This is a genomic window from Amycolatopsis camponoti, assembly GCF_902497555.1.
In the GTDB taxonomy this organism is placed as follows: domain Bacteria; phylum Actinomycetota; class Actinomycetes; order Mycobacteriales; family Pseudonocardiaceae; genus Amycolatopsis; species Amycolatopsis camponoti.
Genome location: NZ_CABVGP010000003.1, coordinates 556,936 through 575,268 on the forward strand (window position 1 = coordinate 556,936; position 18,333 = coordinate 575,268).

Below are 18,333 nucleotides of genomic sequence, written 5' to 3' on the forward strand. Positions count from 1 at the left end.
GGCATAGCCGGACCTACAAACTCCGGCGACCGCCCTCGCGCGCTGTGTGCTGCCCACGGTCCGCCGATGCGGGGCTGGGAAGCCGATGAAGGAGTGAGCCGGTGGTAAGTCGGGTTGGAGTCGTCGGAGCGGGCCTCATGGGGTCCGGTATCGCCGAGGTGCACGCCCGGTCCGGAGTGGACGTCGTGGTCACCGAGGTGAACCAGCCGGCACTCGACGCGGGCAAGGCCCGGATCGAGAAGTCGCTGCAACGCGGCGTCAAGAACGGCAAGCTCACCCCCGAGGACGCCGAGTCGGCGCTGAGCCGCCTCCGCTTCACGACGGACATCGCCGAGTTCGCCGACCGCGAACTGGTCATCGAGGCGATCCTCGAGCAGGAGCAGGCGAAGGTCGACGTCTTCCGCCAGCTCGACAAGATCGTCGAGGCGGAGGACGCGCTGTTCGCGTCCAACACGTCGTCGATCCCGATCATGAAGCTGGGCATGGCGACGAGCCGGCCGCAGCAGGTGGTCGGCATCCACTTCTTCAACCCCGTGCCGGTGCTGCCGCTGGTCGAGCTGGTGCCCTCGCTGCTGACCAGCGAGGAGACGGCCCGCCGCGCCGAGGAGCACGCGACGACGGCGCTGGGCAAGACCGTCATCCGTTCGCAGGACCGCGCCGGGTTCATCGTGAACTCGCTGCTGGTGCCGTACCTGCTTTCCGCGATCCGCATGATCGAGTCGGGCTTCGCGTCGGCCGAGGACATCGACCGCGGCATGGAGCTGGGCACCGCCCACCCGATGGGCCCGCTGCGCCTGTCCGACCTGATCGGGCTGGACACGATCAAGGCCATCGCGGACTCGATGTACGCGGAGTTCAAGGAGCCGCTGTACTCGTCGCCGCCGCTGCTGCTGCGCATGGTGGACGCGGGCCTGCTGGGCAAGAAGAGCGGCCGCGGCTTCTACTCCTACGGCTGACCGAATCCCACGGGCGCGTCGAAGGCAGCCCGCCGGGCCGCGCGCCGCAGCACGGCCAGGACGGCCGGACCCAGCAGGACGATCGCGACGGCGTTGGTGACCGCGCGGCCGGTGTCCCAGCCGAGGGTCGAGGTCAGGACGGTGAACACCGCGAACCGGTGGAGGTTGTCGGCGAGCGGCGCACCGGGGACGAACCCGAGGCCCGCGGTGGCGCCGACGCTGGTTCCGGCGAGGAACGGCCATGACCAGAGGCTCATGAGGAGCCCGAAGAAGTAGGCGGCGAAGACGCCGTACGCCACGAGCATCGCGATTTCTGTCTTGCCGCGCGTTTTCCGCGGCAAGAGCCCGGCGCCGAGCCCGATGAGCGAGGACGCGAGCATCTGGAACGGCAGCCACGGCCCGACCCCGGCGGTGAGCAGCGCGCTGGTGAAGAGCGAAGTCGAGCCGAGCACGAACCCGAAGCCGGGCCCGAACACCCGCCCGGCGAGCACGAGCAGGAAGAACACGAGCTCGATACCCCCGGTCCCGGCCCCGAGCGGCCGCAGGCCAGCGTTGACCGCCGAAAGCACCCCGAGCAGGGCGAGCGCTTTGGCATCGATGCCCCCACGCGAGAGTTCCGCGAGGACGACGAGGATCAGCACCGGCAGGGTCGCCATGAAGACGAAAGGGGCATCGGCGGTGTGCGCGGCTTCGCTCGGCGCGGGGTGAGCGAAGAGGGGCCAGCAGAACATGGCGAGGCCGAGGACGGACGCGACGCCGAGGACCAGCGCGGGTCGGAGGGCGATCCGGACGGCGCGGGGCGGCGGCCCGAGGAAGTCGCTCATGCCGCAACCACCGCTGGTCGCGCCGGCCACGAGTCACGGCCACGCGGTCGGCGCCGGAAGGCGGACCGCGGGCCAACGCTCGACGCGAAGTGCGAGGGTGCCGACGCGAGGTGCTGCCCGGCGACCGCGGCCGGCCGATCGGCCCGATCCGTGCCGCTCGGCGAGGCATCGCCGAGCGCCAGTGCGCGCGACCCACCGTCGGACACAGCCGGGCACGAAGCGACACCAGGCCGCACGAACCCGCGCGCCGGCTGCCGCGAAACCACCGGCACCTCCCGGCCCCCGCCCGCCCGCCCCCTCCCCTCCGCCGCCCTCCTCATGCCAGGGCTTCCGCTACCTCGTCCACCGTCAGCCACTGCTCCGGTGCCAGGATCTTCGCCACCTGCGGGGCGAACGCCGGCGACGCGACGATCACCTCCTTCGTCGGGCCGTCCGCGACCACCTCGCCCTCGGCCAGCACCACCACGCGGTGCGCCACCGTGGCCACGAACTCGACGTCGTGGGTGGCCAGCACTACCGCGTGGCCCTGCGAGGCCAGCTCTCGCAGGGTCGACGCGAAGCGCCTTTTCGCGTGGTAGTCCAGGCCGCGGGTGGGCTCGTCGAGCAGCACGACCGGTGGGGCCGATGCCAGCTGGATCGCCAGCACCAGCGCCAGTCGCTGCCCTTCCGAGAGGTCGCCGGGGTGCGCTTCACCGGCTATCCCGGGGGCCAGCCGGTCCAGCAGGGCCCGGGCCGTTCCCGCCGGGACCTCCGATTCGGTGTCGGCCTGTACGCACTCGGCGTCGACCGAATCGAGGTACAGCAGGTCGGCCGGGGTCTGCGGGACCAGCCCGACGCGCTGACGGGCCACTCGTGGCTTGAGCGACGCGGGATCCGCGCCACCGACGTCGACCTTCCCCGCCGACCTCGGGCCGCTGCCCTGCACCGCCCAGAGAAGCGACGACTTGCCGGAGCCGTTGCGTCCCATCAGCGCGATCACTTCCCCCTGCCCGACACGCAGGTCCACCCCGCGCACCGCCAGGACATCTCCGTATCGGACCACCACCCCTCTCACGTCCAGTGCTTGACCGGTCACCGAGAGGGTACGACTCACCACCGACAATTTCTGAAGCCGAGATCGCAAGGGGCCCGCGACCCGGCGAGCGTCCCGCACCGACAGCGGCAACGGCGACCACCCCGCCAGCCGTCCCAGCTCGGCGATCGGCGGCGCGATCGACGACGTCGCCAAGATCTCCGACGGCGGCCCGGACCGCACCGAACCGTCGCCCGGCAGGTACAGCACCCGGTCCGCGTACTGCGCCACCCGCTCCATCCGGTGCTCCGCGACGACCACCGTCGTCCCGAGGTCGTGCACCAGCCGGGTGATCGCCGCCAGCACCTCCTCGGCCGCCGTCGGGTCCAGCGCCGACGTCGGCTCGTCGAGCACCACGACGGACGGGTGCGCCGTCAGCACCGAGCCGATCGCGACGCGCTGCTGCTGCCCGCCCGACAAAGTCCGAAGTGGACGGTTGCGCAGCTCCGCGATCCCCAGCAGGTCCAGGGTTTCCTCGACGCGCTTGCGCATGACGTCCGGCGCCACCGCGAGCTGCTCCATCGCGTACGCCAGCTCCTCCTCGACGGTGTCGGTCACGAACCCCGAAAGCGGGTCCTGCCCGACAACCCCGACGACCGAAGCCAGCTCACGCGGCGGGTACGAAGCGGTGTCCAGCCCGTTCACCAGCACCCGCCCGGACAGACGTCCGCCGGTGAAGTGCGGGACGAGCCCGTTGATCGCGCCGAGAAAAGTCGACTTGCCGGCCCCGGTCGGCCCCGCGACCAGGCACAGCTCACCCTCCTCGACCAGCAACGAGACGTCCGAAAGCACCGGCCGCGAGGCGTCCGGGTAGGTCACCGTGACCCGCGAAAACTCGATCACCGGACCACCCCGGGAGGACGAGGCGCCACGAACGCGGGCACCACCGCGATGAGCAGGGAAACCACGTGGAGCAAGGAGACCTCCGGCCACCGCAACGGGCTCAACGACGGGTACAGGTTCGCCGGATCGACCTGAGCGAACAGGAAAAGCGAAACGCACGACGCCACCCCGGCCAGCACGACCAGTGTCTCCGGCCACCCCCACGGGTCCGGCCGGTACGCCGTCCGCCGCACGCGCCGTCCGCCGAGGACGAACCCCACGACCGCCACCGCCAGGCCCACCGCCAGCAGCGGCACGCCGAGCCACGACGACGTCCCGTCGAGCACGCCGTAGACGCCGACGCACACGCCCACCAGCCCGAACAGGACGCAAGAAGCGATCAGCGCCCGCACGCCGGGGCTCAGGTACGCCCGGCGCCCGTAGCCCCGGGAGTCCATCGCGGCCGCGAGCCGCAGCGACCGGTCCATCGCGTCCTCCAGCACCGGCACCACGATGCCCTTCACCGCCCGCAGCCCGCGAGTCCGCCCCGCCCGCAGCCGCCGGGCGCGTCGCACGCGCTGGACGCTCTCGACGAGCTGCGGCGCCACGGTCAGCGCCACCGTGACCGCCGTACCCACCTCGTACAGGGCCCCCGGAACCGCCTTGAGCAGGCGTTTCGGGTTGGCCAGGGCGTTCGCCGCGCCGACGCAGACGACCATTGTGGCCAGCCGCAGGCCGTCGTAGAACCCGCCGAGGAGCGCCTCCGCCGACGTCGGCCCGAGCAGCGACAACCCGGCGGTCAGCGGGATCCGGGGCAGCGCGAGGAGCACGTGGCCGCCGTCCTCGCCGCCGACCAGGATCCGGAACAGCACGCGCGACGCGACGATCAGCGCGCCGACGTACGCGTAGAGCCGGAACGCCAGCGCCCACGGCGCGTCACTCCGCCGGTTCGCGACCACGAAACCCGCGATGGCGATGATCAGGCCGAGCAGCAGCGGGTTCGTCGTCCGGCTCGCGGCGACGGCCAGCGCGAGCGCCCAGACCCACCAGGCGCCGGGGTGCAGCGCCCTACTGCGCACGCCGGCGACGGGCGACGACGATCCCGGCGCCGGCGACCACCACGATCACGACGGCCCCGATGACCAGGCCCCAGGGGAACGAGCTGCCCTGCTCGGCGGGTGCCTGCGCGGGAGAGGCCGCCTGCCGGACCGGCGCGACGCGAGGCGGCGCCGGCAGGTCGTTCGCCGACTTCGGCCGCGCGAACGCCCAGCCCTCGAAGCCGTTCGCGACCGGCTTCGACGTCTGCGCGCCTTCCTGGCTCGACTCCCACGTGCCGCCGGGCTTCGCGTGCCAGTAGCTCCAGTACGCCGTCGCCGACGGCATCCCCGCGCACGACTCGACGTCCGGACCCGGCTTGCCGTCGATCCGGCAGGCCACGGCGAGGCCGTACTTCTGCGAGCCGGCGACGTCGACGCCGGCTTCCTGCAGGGCCGCGATGCCGTTCGCGGGCGTGCCGGGCGCGCAGCGGATCAGCGGCTGCGGGCCCAGGTCGCCGAAGTCGACGACCACCGTGACCCCGGCACCCTCGGCGCAGGACCCCTCGGTCCCCGTCGCCGACGCGGGAGCGGCCCCGGCGAGGCACGCCCCCAGCAGCAGGGCAGAGGCAGCGGAGAAACGGGCGAAGCGCGCGGCGATCATGCGAGAACCATAACCAGCCGCGGACGCGGTTCCGGCGCGACGAGCGACACACCTAGACTGCGGCTCGTGGGACAGCTCATCGCGGACGGACAGCTGCGCGTCGGCCTGATCGGTGCCGGCCCGTGGGCGACGACCATCCACGCGCCCGGCCTGGCGGATCACCCCGGCACGGCGCTGACCGCGGTCTGGGCCCGGCGGCCCGAGGCCGCGCAAACGCTTGCGGACACGCACTGCGCGGCCACCGCGAGCAGCGTCGAGGAGCTGTTCGAGCAGGTGGACGCGGTCGCGCTGGCCGTTCCGCCGTCGGTACAGGCCGAGCTGGGCGTGCGCGCGGCCGAAGCCGGGAAGCACCTGATCCTGGAGAAGCCGATCGCCGCCGACCTCGCCGGTGCGCAGCGGCTCGCGGACGCCGTCGCGGCCGCGGACGTCGCCGCACTCGTCGTGCTGACCTTGCGGTACTCCGCGCAGACCCAGGACTGGCTCGCGGACCTCGCCCAGGCGGGCGGCTGGGCCGGCGGGGGCGCACGCTGGCTGTCCGGCGCCCTGCTCGGCGGCCAGTACGCCGCTTCGGAGTGGCGTCAGGACGACGGCGGCGCGTTGTTCGACATCGGCCCGCACGCGCTGGACATGCTGGACGCCGCGCTCGGCCCGATCACCGAGGTCGTGGCGGCCCGGCAGAGCCCCGGCGACCTCTGGCACCTGATGCTGGCGCACGAGAACGGCGTGGTCAGCACCGCGACGCTGTCGCTGCGGCTGCCGGTGCAGCCGACCGTGGTCGAGGTCGCCGTCTGGGGACAGCACGGTTATCGGACGCTCGGGCGCAAACCGGGCACGGCGCAGGAGTCCTACACCGCGCTGCTGGACGACTTCGCGGCGATGATCGCCAGCGGCACCACGACGCACCCGTGCGACGTCCGCCGTGGTCTGCACCTGCAGAACCTCCTCGAGCAGGCCCGGACGCTGGCCGAGTAGTACACAGGCCCGCATCGCGGGTTTACGTTGTGAAGTAAGGCTTCCTCACAAACTCCCCGAATTCATCCACAGGGTTGTCCACAGGATCCACTGTGGACGGTGCGCCTCCCGACCGAACCACGGGAACCTTCGTCGCGCCACCGGAAAGATCACCGAATAGTGCGGTCTGCTCGGACTGCCGAGACGATCTTGTGATGCGAAGGTGATCTTGGGAGGGCACGCGCATCGAAGTTTCTTGAGGGGTTCGAGAGAGGAGGCGCATGGAAGCCTTGCTGCGCGCCTTCTGGGGGATGATTCCGGTTTCGGCCATCGCGCTGCCGTACGCGCTGCTCGGCTGGCCACTGCTCGCGGCTCGACGGCGGCGAAGACTGCCCGCCCGCTACGCGACCGCGACAGCCGGCGTCGACAGCGCCGCATTCCTCGTCGCATTCCTGGTGTTGTGCCTGGTCACGATGCCCGTCGGCACCTCCGGCGTGAGCACGCTCGACCTCGTTCCCGGCGCCGACATCACCGCGGCCTTCAGCGACGACGGGTCACTCTGGCAAGTGATCGGCAACGTCCTGCTGCTGTGCCCGCTCGGCGCCTTGCTGCCGTTGAGGATGCGCCGCCTGCGCACCCTGCTGCGGATCGCGCTGGCCGCGCTGGTCGCGTCCGTGCTGGTGGAAGGTACGCAATATCTGATCCATACCGGCCGTGTGACCTCGACCGACGACGTCCTGCTCAACACGGCGGGCGCCACGCTCGGCGCGGCCCTCAGCCGTCGCGGCTGGCGGGCGCTCGACCCGCCGCCGCCGGTGCCCGTCACGATTCCGGCGCAACGCCGGACGATCTGCGAAGCCCCGCTCAGGATGCGGGTCCCGCGTTCGGTCTGGGACACGCGCTACGCGGCCGTCGCCCACCCGGAACGCCAGTAAACCGCTTGCGAGCCGTGCCAAGATGGCCGGGTAGAGCCCGTTTCGAGTCAAGGAATGACCGCCTATGCCTGGCGCCGCCTCCGGCGTCGGCCCCCGTTAGGCCCGACGCCCGGCGTTCCGCCCGCGAGCCCGTCCGGGGCCGCGGTTCCTTGACATGCTCTCGAAAGGCTCCAACCCAGCGATGTCCGCTATTCAGGCTTATGTCCGCAAGACCGCGCCGCGCGGCCGGAACACCGAGCAGGTCGGCCCCTTCCTGGCGACCTACTCACCGGGCACGGCCCATCCGATGCTCAACTACGCGATCCCGGACGACGGCGCGAAGCCGACGGCGGCCGAGATCGACGCCCTGACCGAGGCGTACCGGCGGCGGGACCTGCTCCCGCGGCTCGAGTACTTCACCGACGTCGCCCCCGACCTGGAGAACCTGCTGGTCGAGGCGGGGTACGCGCTCGAACGCCGGGTGCCGCTGATGACCTGTTCGCCGGCCGACCGGGTCGATCGGCCGGCTCCGGCGGAGATCCGGCTGCGGACACCGGAGTCCGCCGAAGACTTCCGGCGCATGCGAGCCGCGCAGAACATCGCGTTCGGCGAGGCACCGGAGATCAGCGACGCCGAGGTCGACCGGCTGAAGACCACCGGACGGCACCTCCTCGCGGAAGAGGCCGGCGTGGTCGTCGGCGGCGGGGTCGCGCTGGACATCGTCGACGGCACCACCGAGGTCGCCGGGATCGCCGTGCTCGAGGCGTACCGGAGGCGCGGGATCGCCGCGGCGCTCACCGCGCGCCTCACCCGCGACGTCCACGAAGCCGGCGCGCACACCGCGTTCCTCACCCCGGGTGACCTGGGGATCGGCACCGTCTACGCCCGCGTCGGCTACCGGCCGGCGGGTGAGTGCGTGCACTTGTCGCTGAGCTAATCGTCGAAGCGGCCGGAGCGGCCGCGTTTCACGTCGCTCCGGCGCTTCTTCGACGCCAGGCGGCGCTCCTTCGAACCGCGGGACGGCTTCGTGGCGCGCCGCTTGGCCGGCGGCGGCGCCGACGCGTCCTTCAGGAGGTTCGTCAGGCGGCCGCGGGCCGCTTCCCGGTTCTGCAGCTGCGAGCGGTGTTCGCTGGCCGCGATCGTCAGGACGCCGTCGACCAGCCGCGAGCCGAGCCCGGCCAGGACCCGGTCACGCAGGTGCTCCGGGATCGACGGCGACGAAGCGACGTCGAAGGACAGCTCGACGCGCGAGTCGGTGGTGTTCACGCCTTGCCCGCCCGGGCCGGACGAGCGTGAAAAGCGCTCGCTCAACTCGGCTCCCGGGATCGTGAACCGGGAGCCGATCACCACGTCTTCGGCTGCCACTCGACCAGTGTGACAGCTGCGATCAAGTACGTTTCAGAAGCGCGGGTGGTCGCCCGAGAGAACCGCGCGCGGGCCGTCGACGTCGCCGGCGGGCTGGACGTCACCCAGGATCCACGCGGGGACGTGCCGCGCGGTCAGCATGGCCAGCGCCCGGTCGACGTCTTCGGCGCCGACGATCGCGACCATGCCGACGCCCATGTTGAACGTCTTCTCCAGCTCGGCCCGCTCGACCTTGCCGCGCTGGCCGATCACCGCGAACACCGGCGCCGGCGTCCAGGTCCCGCGCTCGAGCCGGGCGACCAGGCCGCGCGGCATGACGCGGGCCAGGTTCGCCTCCAGGCCACCGCCGGTGATGTGCGCGAACGTCCGGACCTCGGTCTCGGCCGCGAGCGCGAGGCAGTCCTTCGCGTAGATCCGCGTCGGCTCCAGCATCTCCTCGCCGAGGGTGCGGCCGAACTCCTCGACGTGCCCGCTCAGCGGCATCCGCGCGATGTCCAGCAGCACGTGCCGGGCCAGGGAGTAACCGTTCGAGTGCAGGCCCGACGAGCCGAGCGCGAGCACGACGTCACCCGGGCGGACCTTTTCCGGCGAGAGCAGCTGCGACGCCTCGACGACGCCGACGCCGGTGGCCGACATGTCGTAGTCGTGCTCGCCCATCAGGCCCGGGTGCTCGGCGGTCTCGCCGCCCAGCAGCGCGCAGCCGGCCTGGACGCAGCCCTCGGCGATGCCGCCGACCAGCGCGGCGATCTTCTCCGGGTGCACCTTGCCGACGGCGATGTAGTCCTGCAGGAACAGCGGCTCGGCGCCGGTCACGACGAGGTCGTCGACGACCATGGCGACCAGGTCGATGCCGACGGTGTCGTGCTTGTCCAGCGCCTGCGCGACCGCGATCTTGGTGCCGACGCCGTCGGTCGACGACGCGAGCACCGGCTCCTTCCACTTGTCGAGCCTCAGGGAGAAGAGCCCGGCGAAGCCGCCGACGCCACCCAGGACCTCGGGGCGCGTGGCCCGCGCGGCGTGCGGCTTGAGCAGCTCGACGGCTTGGTCACCGGCGTCGATGCTGACGCCGGCGGCGGCGTACGTGGCGCTCGTGGACTCGCTCACGGTGGAAGGACTCCCTCTGGAAGGAACTGCTAGGGACGCCGGACGGCGTCTTCGGCACCGTACCCGGCGGAGCTGACCGGAGTTGCCGCGCCATTGACCGAGTCGAGGCTTTCGAGCAGGTGCTTGCCGATCAGCGCGTCCTCCGGGAGCGCGATCGGGTACTCGCCGGAGAAGCACGCCGTGCACAGTCGCGACTTCGGCTGTTCCGTGGCCGCGACCAGGCCGTCGAGGGAAATGTAGCCCAGCGAGTCGGCCCCGATCGAGCGGCGGATGCCGTCGAGGTCGACGCCGTTCGCGACGAGCTCGGCCCGCGACGCGAAGTCGATGCCGTAGAAACACGGCCAGCGCACGGGCGGCGACGCGATCCGGACGTGCACCTCGAGCGCGCCGGCCTCGCGCAGCATCCGGACCAGCGCGCGCTGGGTGTTGCCGCGGACGATCGAGTCGTCCACCACGACCAGGCGCTTGCCGCGGATGACGTCGCGCAGCGGGTTGAGCTTGAGGCGGATGCCCAGCTGGCGGATGGTCTGCGACGGCTGGATGAACGTGCGCCCGACGTAGGCGTTCTTCACCAGGCCGGTGCCGTAGGGGATGCCGGAGCCCTGGGCGTACCCGATGGCAGCCGGCGTGCCGGACTCCGGCACCGGCATGACCAGGTCGGCCTCGACCGGCTGCTCGGACGCGAGCCGTCGGCCGATGTCGACGCGCGTGGCGTGCACGCCGCGGCCGGCGATCGTGGTGTCGGGACGGGCGAGGTAGACGTACTCGAAGACGCAGCCCTTGGGGTCCGGGCTCGCGAAACGAGACGAGCGCAGGCCCTCCGCGTCGATCGCGATGAGCTCGCCGGGCTCGACCTCGCGGACGAAGGACGCGCCGACGATGTCGAGGCCCGCCGTCTCGCTCGAGACGACCCAGCCGCGCTCGAGCCTGCCGAGGACCAGGGGGTGCACGCCGTGCGGGTCACGCGCCGCGTAGAGCGTGTTCTCGTCGGCGAAGACCAGGCAGAAGGCGCCCTTGAGCGTGGGGAGCAGCTCCATCGCGGCGGCTTCGATGCCCTTGTCGGCGGCGTTCGCCGCGAGCAGGCCGCAGACCAGGTCGGAGTCGCTCGACGAGCCGGTCAGGCCCGCGTGCGGCTTGAGCCCGGCGGCGAGGGTGCGCTCGCGCAGCTCGGCCGTGTTGACGAGGTTGCCGTTGTGCGCGAAGGAAAGGCCGCTGCCGGTCGCGGTGGTGCGGAAGATCGGCTGGGCGTTCTCCCAGATCGTCGCGCCGGTGGTCGAGTACCGGCAGTGCCCGACGGCGATGTGCCCCTGCAGCGACTGCAGGATCTGTTCGTCGAACACCTGGCTGACCAGGCCGAGGTCCTTGAAGACCACGATCTGCGAGCCGTCGGAGACGGAGATGCCGGCGGCCTCCTGCCCGCGGTGCTGCAGGGCGTAGAGGCCGTAGTAGGTCAGCTTCGCGACTTCTTCCCCGGGAGCCCAGACGCCGAAGACGCCACACTCCTCACGGGGTTCCGGGTCGGGCTGGTCGGACACGACTTGCGGGTCGGAAACCACCGAGGAGCTCCTGGGAAGACGTGGTCAGGCCAGCTTCAGTGTAGACGGTGCGGACATGCGTCAGGCCCCGCCCGACGTGGTACTGACCACTTCGGACAGGGCCTGAAGTCTTCATGCCTAGCAAGCATCCGGCAGCGAGAGCATCTCCGCGAGCACTTGGGCGCCTTCACCGCTGCGGCGCCACAGCCAGCGCTCCGGCTCGAAGATGTTGTCTTCGGTACCGGGCATCCGGATCGCCTCCACGTCGTCTTCGGCGTTGAGCCGGACGACGTCCACCACGTCATCGTGCACCCGCACACCGACGACGGCCAGGACCTCACCGCGCTCGTCGGCGGGGTGGACGAACTGGTAGCCGCGGGCCACCAGCGCCTGCAGTCCGGTTTCGATGTCGAAGACGGGGGCGACGGCCTCAGCCGAGGACATCGTCGAATTCACCGTCCTTCGCGCCGGCCAGGAACGCCGTCATCTCCGCGCGCGTGTAGACGAGCGCCGGACCGGTCGGGAACCGCGAGTTGCGCATGGCGATCTCGCCGGTGGTCAGCGGCGCGACCTCGACGCAGTTGCCGACGGCGCCGCTGTAGCTCGCCTTGCGCCACTCGGCCCCGGAGAGCCGGTCGGCCGGGATGCCGTTCTCGAATCGCTCAGCCATGGTCCACCTCTCGATGCGGAAAACCTTGTCGAGCAATGCATCTGCATGTGCATTTGCCCGCGTATCGGAGGCTAGCACGTGTGCCTGCAACGGTAAATGCACGTGCAGAATTTCATGCAAAGTTCTCGGACGGTAAAGGATCACCAGGTCACAGTTAACCTATCGGGTGATAGTTAGAGACCCTAATGGGTTAACAACTACGAGTAGTCACCGCTGACCGGGGCATTACGCGGAAGTGCCGCCGACCCGCGGATACCAACGGTGACCACCTACCGGGAACACGTCGACCCCGGTGAAGCGGTTCACCAGGGCGTTCTCAGATCTCGGCGCGCCGCTTCGCGAGCAGCGCCCGGCTCCGCTCCGGCGTCTCGGAGTCGACCGCCAGCATGTCGAGCGAGCGGCTGTACTTCTCGATCTCTTCGCGCTTCTCGATGTAGTGCGCGCCGGTCAGGTACTCGACGTACGCGATGTTCGGCAGTTCCGGTTCGCCGAACCGCAGCAGCGAAAATGCGTGCTCCGCGGACAGCCCGCTCCGGGAGAACGGGAGTATCTGCACCGACACGTGCGGCAGCGCGCTCATCTCCAGCAGGTATTCGATCTGCTGCTTGAGCACCTTCATCCCGCCGATCGGCCGATACAGGACGGACTCGTCGAGCACCATCCACACGCGGGGCGCGTCCGGCCTGCTGAACATCTTCTGCCGGCGCATGCGCAGCGCGACCAGCTGGTCGACGCGCTCGTCGGCCATCTCCGGACGACCGTGGCTGAAGATCGCCCGGGCGTACCCCTCGATCTGCAGCAGGCCCGACACGTACAGCGGCTCCCAGATCTGGATCCGGGCCGCGGCTTCTTCCAGGCCGACGAGGTCGGTGAACCAGTTCGGCATCGTGTCGCCGAAGCGGCGCCACCAGCCCGGCTCGTTCGACTGCTTGACCATGTCGAGGAACGTCTGGCGCTCGGTGGAGTCTTCGACGCCGTACATCGTCAGGAGGTCGGTGACGTCGCGTTCCTTGAAGCCGACCCGGCCCAGTTCCAGGCGGCTGATCTTCGACTCGGACCCGCGGATGTTGTACCCGGCCTGCTGGCGGGTGATGCCGGCCTCTTCACGGAGGCGCCGCAGCTGCGAGCCCAGGATCATGCGGCGCGCAGTGGGGCCGATGTTCTGTTCGCCTGCGGACGCGTTCACCGCGTTCATTCCCGGACCTTCCGCGCTCACGTCACCAGGGGGTTCTAGCCCGACTACCGAAAGTACACGTTAACCCGTCCTGCGCAAAGAGGTGACCCGGTTTACCCCATGCGCGCGTCGGCCTACTCTACGTAGAGTACGAGACTTTCGACACAGAACTTGCGAGGTTCAAGATGCCCGAAGCCGCGACCCGGACCGAACGAGTTCCTGTGGGGGTCGACCCGACCCGAGCGAGCATCGCGCGCGTGTACGACGCCTTCCTCCTCGGGAAGGACAACTACGAGATCGACCGGGAGGTCCTGCACAAGGTGCAGCAGGCCGCGCCGGAAGCTCAGGACCTCGCCTTCGAAAACCGCGGTTTCCTCATCCGCGCGTGCCGCTTCCTCGCCAGCCAGACCGGCATCACCCAGTTCCTCGACCTCGGATCCGGCCTGCCGACGGCGGAGAACACGCACCAGGTCGTCCAGCGGATCAACCCGGAGACCAAGGTCGTCTACGTCGACAACGACCCGGTGGTCCTCGCGCACGGCCGCGCACTGCTCGAAGAGAACGAGCACACCCACTTCGTCGCCGAAGACATCTTCGAGCCGCAGCGGATCCTCCAGAACGAGGTCGTCCGCGAGCACATCGACTTCACGCAGCCGCTCGTGCTGCTGCAGATGGGCACGCTGCACCACTTCAAGGGCGACCACGACCGGCCGGCCGAGATCATGCGGGAGTACGTCGACGCGCTGCCGTCCGGCTCCTTCGTCGGGCTCAGCCACTTCTCGGACCCCGAGAACGAGGACTCCGCGACCGCGCGCCGCATGGAGGACTTCTTCGTGCACAGCCCGATGGGCTCGGGCACGTTCCGGACGCACAAGGAGATCGAGGCGCTGTTCCCCGGCCTCGAAATGGTCGAACCCGGCGTGACGCTGTGCGCCGACTGGTGGCCGGACGGCCCGCGGCTCAAGGAGCTCAACGTCGCGCAGCGGACGATCTCCGGCGGCGTCGGCCGCAAGCCGTAGCCCGGCCCGCTCCCGCCTTCCTCCGGATCCGGAATCAGATCCGGAGGATCGGGAGCCAGTGGGAAAGGTCGGCCCGGGTGCCCGACGCGGACACCCGGCCGTCCGCCACCGCCGTGGTCCAGTCCAGCCGGCCAGTGGCGAGCTCGAGCCACGTGCGCGGGTCGGTCTCGATCACGTTCGGCGGGGTGCCGCGGGTGTGCCGCGGCCCGTCCACGCACTGCACCGCCGCGAACGGCGGCACGCGGACCTCGACGGTGCGGCCCGGCGCGTCGGCCGCGAGCGCGCGCAGGCTGAGCCGGACCGCCGCGGCCAGCTCCGGCCGCGCCGGATCGGGCGCGTCGCCTTGCAGCCACCCGGAAATCGCCAGCACCGCCGCACGTAACTGTCCGGGGTCGACCGAACGCGAAGAGGCCATGGGCAAACAGTAGAGTGGCGCACCAAGACTTTTCAGGCACACCCGAGAACGTGGGGATGTAGATGGCGCAGCGGGACGAGGCAGATCGGATGGTTTCGCAGCAGCCCACCGGAAGCGGGGCCGATCGCCCGGGCAAGCACAGCAAGCACAACCGCGCCGCGCGGCGCGGCGGCCAGCAGGCGCGGCGCTCCGGCAAGCACGGCACGCCCGAGATCACGTCGGAGATGCGCGCGAACGCCCGCGCCAACCCCGACAGCTGGCTCTACGTCATCGACGAAGCCTTCGACCCGAACGGCCCGGTGCCGTCGTGGGCGGTCGTCGGCGCCTACCCGGTGAACGGCGCGGGCGACGTCGTCGCCGACTTCCACCCCAACGACCGCTACCGGCCTTCGCCCAAGGCGCTCGGCTTCCCGGAGCCGTCGAACGACCTCGAGCAGCTGCTGCAGCTCGTCCGCACCGAGCACCGGCCGGCGTCGGACCTGCCGAAGGTCGTCCTCGACTCGACGCTGTTCGTCTACGCGATGTCGCCGGTGCAGCGCACGGTGATCGGCTTCCACAACACCGACGGCCGGGTCATGGTGCCCGCCTACACCCGCAAAGCGCTGGTGCCGCGCGAGTGGCCGCACGCGCGCGCCGTGGTCGGCCGCGACATCGTCGGCCTGCTCGGCGGCCACCCCGTCGCGATCAACCCGCACGACCTGATCACGGCCGTCGTCCCGGCCGAGCACCTGCTGAAGGCGCTGGCCGACGAACCGCGCTGACCTGCGGATTTAACTCCATCGGGTGACCACCCGAGTCGCCGGATCGGCGACTCGGGTGCATCGTGAGGCTGGACAAGACTCACGAGACCGGTGGGGAGCATGAGGGTGAGACGTCGTGCACTGCTTCCCTTCGCCGCTGCCGTCCTGCTCGTCGCCGGACCGGCGCCGGCGGAGGCCGACGACATCTACGCCGGCGCCGCGGACCACTACGCCGGCTCGCAGATCGCCAAGGTCGAAGGCGTCGACGCGGCGCCCGGCCCGCTGTACGCGACCGACGACCAGCAGCTCGGGCACGACGTCAGCGGTCACCAGGGCCCGGTCGACTGGCCCGGCGCGGCGCGGACGGGCGCGAAGTTCGTCTACGTCAAGGCGACCGAGGGCACCGGGTTCGTCAACCCGCAGTTCGCCCAGCAGTACAACGGTTCCTACGACGCCGGCCTGATCCGCGGCGCCTACCACTTCGCCCGGCCGGACATCTCCGACGGCGCGTCGCAGGCGCGGTACTTCCTGGCCCACGGCGGCGGCTGGTCGGCCGACGGCCGGACCCTGCCCGGCGCACTCGACGCGGAGTACAACCCGTACGGCGAAACCTGCTACGGCAAGGACGCGGCCGGGATGGTCCGCTGGATCAGCGACTTCTCCGAGACCTACCGCGCGGCCACCGGGCGCTACCCGGCCATCTACACGTCGACGAGCTGGTGGAAGCGCTGCACCGCGAACAACGGCGGCTTCGGCGGCAATCCGCTGTGGATCGCCCGCTACAACACCTTCATCGGTGAGCTGCCCGCGAGCTGGAGCGTCCACACGATCTGGCAGTTCGCCGACAGCGGTTCCCTGCCCGGCGACCAGAACTGGTTCAACGGCCCGGCCGACCGGCTGCGCGCCCTCGCGCTCGGCTGACCGGCCTCACGAATTATAGGTGTTAACCGGCCACCGATTGACGATCTTCTTCCCGGGAAAATCACCCACACGTATACCCAATTTCACGGAACTGAGTGACAAAGCGCCCCTTCGTCCTCACAATCGTGCACGGGCGGCTACCTGCAGTAAGCCGTCCTCAGCGAGGGTATCTGTGAAGGGATTCAACGATGTCCACTTCCCGAAGAAGGCGGCTGTTCGCCGCCCTGGTCGTCCCGGCCACGCTGCTCCTGCTCGGCAGCACGGCCCAGGCGGCGACCTTCTCCCCCGAAGCCGACCCCGTGTCCGCGATCAACGCGGACATCGCCCAGCACGACCACGAACTGGGGTCGCAGATCCGCCGCGTCGAAGGCGACAAGTCGACCCCGGACTCGCAAAAGGCGGCGCAGCAGCCACAGCCCGGCCAGGCGATCCCCGGCCAGGTGCTGGCCACCGTGGCCGGCATGGACGTCGCCGGCTACCAGGGCAACGTCGACTGGGCGAACTGGTGGAACCAGGGCAAGCGGTTCGTCTGGACCAAAGCCACCGAGAGCACCAGCTACACGAACCCGTACTTCGCGCAGCAGTACAACGGCTCCTACAACCAGGGCTTCATCCGCGGCGCCTACCACTTCGCGACCCCGAACACCGCGAGCGGCGCCGCGCAGGCCAGGTACTTCGTCGCCCACGGCGGCGGCTGGTCCAAGGACGGCCGGACGCTGCCGGGCGCACTGGACATGGAGTACAACCCGTACGGCGCGACCTGCTACGGGCTGAGCAAGGCGGGCATGACGTCGTGGATCCTCGACTTCCACGACACCTACCACTCCCTGACCGGCCGCTACCCGGTGATCTACACGTCGACGAGCTGGTGGGGCAGCTGCGTGAGCGGTGACTTCTCCAGCACGGCCCCGCTGTGGGTCGCGCGGTACGCGTCGTCGGTCGGCACCCTGCCCTACAACTGGGGCTTCTACACCGTTTGGCAGTACACCTCGAGCCCGCTCGACCAGGACACCTTCAACGGTGCCTACGACCGGCTCCAGGCCCTCGCCAACGGCTGACCCCTATCCCCGCCATCCCGGCTCCCGGATCCGTGACGACTTCGCGTCGTCGCGCCCGGGAGCCGGTTTCATGCCGTACCGTCCGACCTTGCAGAATGCTGCTCACCACGTCCTGGGGGAACCGCACAGGCCTTGCGGACGTCGGAAGCGCACGAACATCCAGCGCCCGGAAGGCATGAAAGATGACGTACCCGCCTCAGCCGGGCCAGCCCGGCCAGCCCGACCCGTACGGCCAGCAGCCCCAGTCCGGTGGCTTCCAGCAGCCGTACCCGCAGCAGGGTGGGTGGGACCCCAACCAGCAGCAGCAGCAGCCGTACCCGACGCAGCAGTACCCGCAGGGCTGGGACCCGAACCAGCAGCAGCAGGGCTACCCGGCGAACCCGCAGCCGCAGTGGGGTGACCCGAACGCCCAGCAGCAGCAGGCTTGGGGCGACCCGAACGCGCAGCAGCAGTCGGCGTGGGCGGACCCGAACGCGCAGCAGTACGGCCAGCAGGCCTGGGACCCGAACCAGGGTGGCCAGATGGCGGGCTGGGACCAGTCCGGGGGCTACGGCCAGGGCTTCGGCGGGCCGCCGGCGCCGCCGAAGCAGGGCAAGACCGGGCTGTGGATCACCATCGGTGCCGTGGTCGTCCTGCTCGCGGCCGTGGGAATCACCGGCTTCGTCGCGCCCGGCTTCTTCCTGTCGAAGGACAACAACGTCGCGGCGCCGCCGTCGTCGAGCACGTCCGCCAAGCCGTCGACGCCGAAGACGACCCCGAAGAAGACCACGCCGACCACGAAGCCGTCTTCGCCGAGCGCGGGCGGGGCGGACGCCAAGGTCGTGCTGCAGGGCTTCATCGACAAGCTGAACGCGGGCGACACCCCCGGCGCGCTCGCGCTGGGCTGCTCGGACTCGAAGGACCTGCTCGACTCGTGGCTCAAGACGTTCCTCAAGCCGCCGCTGCAGCTCGAGCTCGGCGACGTGCCGGACGACGAGTTCCTCGTCGAGGGCCAGGTCACCGGGACGTCCGCGGGCAAGAACGTCAAGGGCACGCTGAGCGCGACGAACTTCGACGACAAGGGCTTCTGCGTCAGCACGATGCTGGTGTCCTGAC

The 18,333-nt window shown here is 70.5% G+C and carries 20 protein-coding genes; 9 read left to right on the plus strand and 11 right to left on the minus strand.

The genetic code is table 11. The annotated features are described in order from the left end of the window. The first annotated feature begins 101 nt into the window (after window positions 1–101). Entirely contained in the window at window positions 102–956 is an 855-nt protein-coding gene (locus AA23TX_RS39025) for a 3-hydroxybutyryl-CoA dehydrogenase (RefSeq protein ID WP_196425782.1), read from the plus strand. Here AA23TX_RS39025 and AA23TX_RS39030 read toward each other — a convergent pair. The 4 genes from AA23TX_RS39030 to AA23TX_RS39045 all read right to left on the minus strand — a co-directional run bounded on the left by AA23TX_RS39030 (window position 947) and on the right by AA23TX_RS39045 (window position 5,372). Then, window positions 947–1,780 (minus strand): ECF transporter S component family protein, encoded by an 834-nt coding sequence (locus AA23TX_RS39030; RefSeq protein ID WP_155547994.1) that lies wholly within the window; start codon window positions 1,778–1,780, stop codon window positions 947–949. The genes AA23TX_RS39025 and AA23TX_RS39030 overlap by 10 nt on opposite strands. 316 nt (window positions 1,781–2,096) lie before the next feature. Further along, window positions 2,097–3,695 carry an ABC transporter ATP-binding protein gene (locus AA23TX_RS39035; RefSeq protein WP_155547995.1) on the minus strand — a complete coding sequence of 533 codons (1,599 nt, stop codon included), beginning with the start codon at window positions 3,693–3,695 and terminating at the stop codon, window positions 2,097–2,099. Continuing rightward, window positions 3,692–4,753: a CbiQ family ECF transporter T component gene (locus AA23TX_RS39040; protein ID WP_196425783.1), complete on the minus strand. Its 1,062-nt coding sequence runs from the start codon at window positions 4,751–4,753 to the stop codon at window positions 3,692–3,694. The genes AA23TX_RS39035 and AA23TX_RS39040 overlap by 4 nt, the downstream gene beginning before the upstream one ends. Then, complete coding sequence (locus tag AA23TX_RS39045) at window positions 4,743–5,372, minus strand: SCO2322-related protein (protein WP_155547996.1); 630 nt, start codon at window positions 5,370–5,372, stop codon at window positions 4,743–4,745. Before AA23TX_RS39045 ends, AA23TX_RS39040 begins: the two co-directional genes overlap by 11 nt. Before the next feature lie 66 nt (window positions 5,373–5,438). Here AA23TX_RS39045 and AA23TX_RS39050 point away from each other — a divergent pair, with 66 nt between their 5' ends. The 3 genes from AA23TX_RS39050 (at window position 5,439) to AA23TX_RS39060 (ending at window position 8,174) form a co-directional block, all read left to right on the plus strand. Continuing rightward, entirely contained in the window at window positions 5,439–6,344 is a 906-nt protein-coding gene (locus AA23TX_RS39050; protein WP_155547997.1) for a Gfo/Idh/MocA family protein, read from the plus strand. Window positions 6,345–6,604: 260 nt separating this feature from the next. Then, on the plus strand, window positions 6,605–7,258 hold the full coding sequence (locus tag AA23TX_RS39055) for a VanZ family protein (RefSeq protein WP_155547998.1): 654 nt from the start codon (window positions 6,605–6,607) through the stop codon (window positions 7,256–7,258). A gap of 181 nt (window positions 7,259–7,439) precedes the next feature. After that, window positions 7,440–8,174 (plus strand): GNAT family N-acetyltransferase, encoded by a 735-nt coding sequence (locus AA23TX_RS39060; protein ID WP_155547999.1) that lies wholly within the window; start codon window positions 7,440–7,442, stop codon window positions 8,172–8,174. Here AA23TX_RS39060 and arfB read toward each other — a convergent pair. The 6 genes from arfB to AA23TX_RS39090 form a co-directional block, all read right to left on the minus strand. Next, complete coding sequence (arfB, locus tag AA23TX_RS39065) at window positions 8,171–8,587, minus strand: alternative ribosome rescue aminoacyl-tRNA hydrolase ArfB (protein WP_155549356.1); 417 nt, start codon at window positions 8,585–8,587, stop codon at window positions 8,171–8,173. The genes AA23TX_RS39060 and arfB overlap by 4 nt on opposite strands. Window positions 8,588–8,635: 48 nt before the next feature. Beyond that, window positions 8,636–9,706, minus strand: coding sequence for a phosphoribosylformylglycinamidine cyclo-ligase (gene purM / locus AA23TX_RS39070; RefSeq protein WP_155548000.1), 1,071 nt, complete (start codon window positions 9,704–9,706; stop codon window positions 8,636–8,638). A gap of 29 nt (window positions 9,707–9,735) precedes the next feature. Further along, window positions 9,736–11,262 (minus strand): amidophosphoribosyltransferase, encoded by a 1,527-nt coding sequence (purF, locus tag AA23TX_RS39075; protein WP_155548001.1) that lies wholly within the window; start codon window positions 11,260–11,262, stop codon window positions 9,736–9,738. Between the two features lie 117 nt (window positions 11,263–11,379). Beyond that, on the minus strand, window positions 11,380–11,685 hold the full coding sequence (locus AA23TX_RS39080) for a hypothetical protein (protein ID WP_155548002.1): 306 nt from the start codon (window positions 11,683–11,685) through the stop codon (window positions 11,380–11,382). Continuing rightward, window positions 11,672–11,911, minus strand: coding sequence for a DUF397 domain-containing protein (locus tag AA23TX_RS39085; protein WP_155548003.1), 240 nt, complete (start codon window positions 11,909–11,911; stop codon window positions 11,672–11,674). Before AA23TX_RS39085 ends, AA23TX_RS39080 begins: the two co-directional genes overlap by 14 nt. 316 nt (window positions 11,912–12,227) lie before the next feature. Next, window positions 12,228–13,106: a Sco1979 family transcriptional regulator gene (locus AA23TX_RS39090; protein ID WP_155548004.1), complete on the minus strand. Its 879-nt coding sequence runs from the start codon at window positions 13,104–13,106 to the stop codon at window positions 12,228–12,230. A 200-nt stretch (window positions 13,107–13,306) separates the two neighbouring features. On the opposite strand from AA23TX_RS39090, the gene AA23TX_RS39095 reads away from it, so the two are divergent. Then, on the plus strand, window positions 13,307–14,104 hold the full coding sequence (locus tag AA23TX_RS39095) for an SAM-dependent methyltransferase (RefSeq protein WP_196425784.1): 798 nt from the start codon (window positions 13,307–13,309) through the stop codon (window positions 14,102–14,104). A gap of 34 nt (window positions 14,105–14,138) precedes the next feature. Here AA23TX_RS39095 and AA23TX_RS39100 read toward each other — a convergent pair whose 3' ends face one another. Continuing rightward, complete coding sequence (locus tag AA23TX_RS39100; protein ID WP_196425785.1) at window positions 14,139–14,519, minus strand: sterol carrier family protein; 381 nt, start codon at window positions 14,517–14,519, stop codon at window positions 14,139–14,141. 62 nt (window positions 14,520–14,581) lie between these two features. Between AA23TX_RS39100 and AA23TX_RS39105 the strand changes: the two genes are divergently transcribed. The 4 genes from AA23TX_RS39105 to AA23TX_RS39120 all read left to right on the plus strand — a co-directional run bounded on the left by AA23TX_RS39105 (window position 14,582) and on the right by AA23TX_RS39120 (window position 18,332). Beyond that, window positions 14,582–15,280, plus strand: coding sequence for a type VII secretion system-associated protein (locus AA23TX_RS39105; protein WP_155548006.1), 699 nt, complete (start codon window positions 14,582–14,584; stop codon window positions 15,278–15,280). 99 nt (window positions 15,281–15,379) lie between these two features. Then, complete coding sequence (locus AA23TX_RS39110; protein ID WP_155548007.1) at window positions 15,380–16,180, plus strand: lysozyme; 801 nt, start codon at window positions 15,380–15,382, stop codon at window positions 16,178–16,180. 188 nt (window positions 16,181–16,368) lie between these two features. Then, window positions 16,369–17,238: a lysozyme gene (locus AA23TX_RS39115; RefSeq protein WP_155548008.1), complete on the plus strand. Its 870-nt coding sequence runs from the start codon at window positions 16,369–16,371 to the stop codon at window positions 17,236–17,238. 182 nt (window positions 17,239–17,420) lie between these two features. Then, the gene (locus AA23TX_RS39120) at window positions 17,421–18,332 is read left to right on the plus strand and encodes a hypothetical protein (protein WP_155548009.1); all 912 of its coding nucleotides are present in this window, start codon (window positions 17,421–17,423) and stop codon (window positions 18,330–18,332) included. Window position 18,333: the final 1 nt, after the last annotated feature.

Coding starts and splice junctions, on each gene's coding strand:
- AA23TX_RS39030 (WP_155547994.1), bottom strand. CDS start 1,780: ATGAGCGACTTCCTCGGGCCGCCGCCCCGCGCCGTCCGGATCGCCCTC.
- AA23TX_RS39045 (WP_155547996.1), bottom strand. CDS start 5,372: ATGATCGCCGCGCGCTTCGCCCGTTTCTCCGCTGCCTCTGCCCTGCTG.
- AA23TX_RS39055 (WP_155547998.1), top strand. CDS start 6,605: ATGGAAGCCTTGCTGCGCGCCTTCTGGGGGATGATTCCGGTTTCGGCC.
- AA23TX_RS39060 (WP_155547999.1), top strand. CDS start 7,440: ATGTCCGCTATTCAGGCTTATGTCCGCAAGACCGCGCCGCGCGGCCGG.
- AA23TX_RS39080 (WP_155548002.1), bottom strand. CDS start 11,685: ATGTCCTCGGCTGAGGCCGTCGCCCCCGTCTTCGACATCGAAACCGGA.
- AA23TX_RS39085 (WP_155548003.1), bottom strand. CDS start 11,911: ATGGCTGAGCGATTCGAGAACGGCATCCCGGCCGACCGGCTCTCCGGG.
- AA23TX_RS39090 (WP_155548004.1), bottom strand. CDS start 13,106: ATGAACGCGGTGAACGCGTCCGCAGGCGAACAGAACATCGGCCCCACT.
- AA23TX_RS39100 (WP_196425785.1), bottom strand. CDS start 14,519: ATGGCCTCTTCGCGTTCGGTCGACCCCGGACAGTTACGTGCGGCGGTG.
- AA23TX_RS39105 (WP_155548006.1), top strand. CDS start 14,582: ATGGCGCAGCGGGACGAGGCAGATCGGATGGTTTCGCAGCAGCCCACC.
- AA23TX_RS39110 (WP_155548007.1), top strand. CDS start 15,380: ATGAGGGTGAGACGTCGTGCACTGCTTCCCTTCGCCGCTGCCGTCCTG.
- AA23TX_RS39115 (WP_155548008.1), top strand. CDS start 16,369: ATGTCCACTTCCCGAAGAAGGCGGCTGTTCGCCGCCCTGGTCGTCCCG.
- AA23TX_RS39120 (WP_155548009.1), top strand. CDS start 17,421: ATGACGTACCCGCCTCAGCCGGGCCAGCCCGGCCAGCCCGACCCGTAC.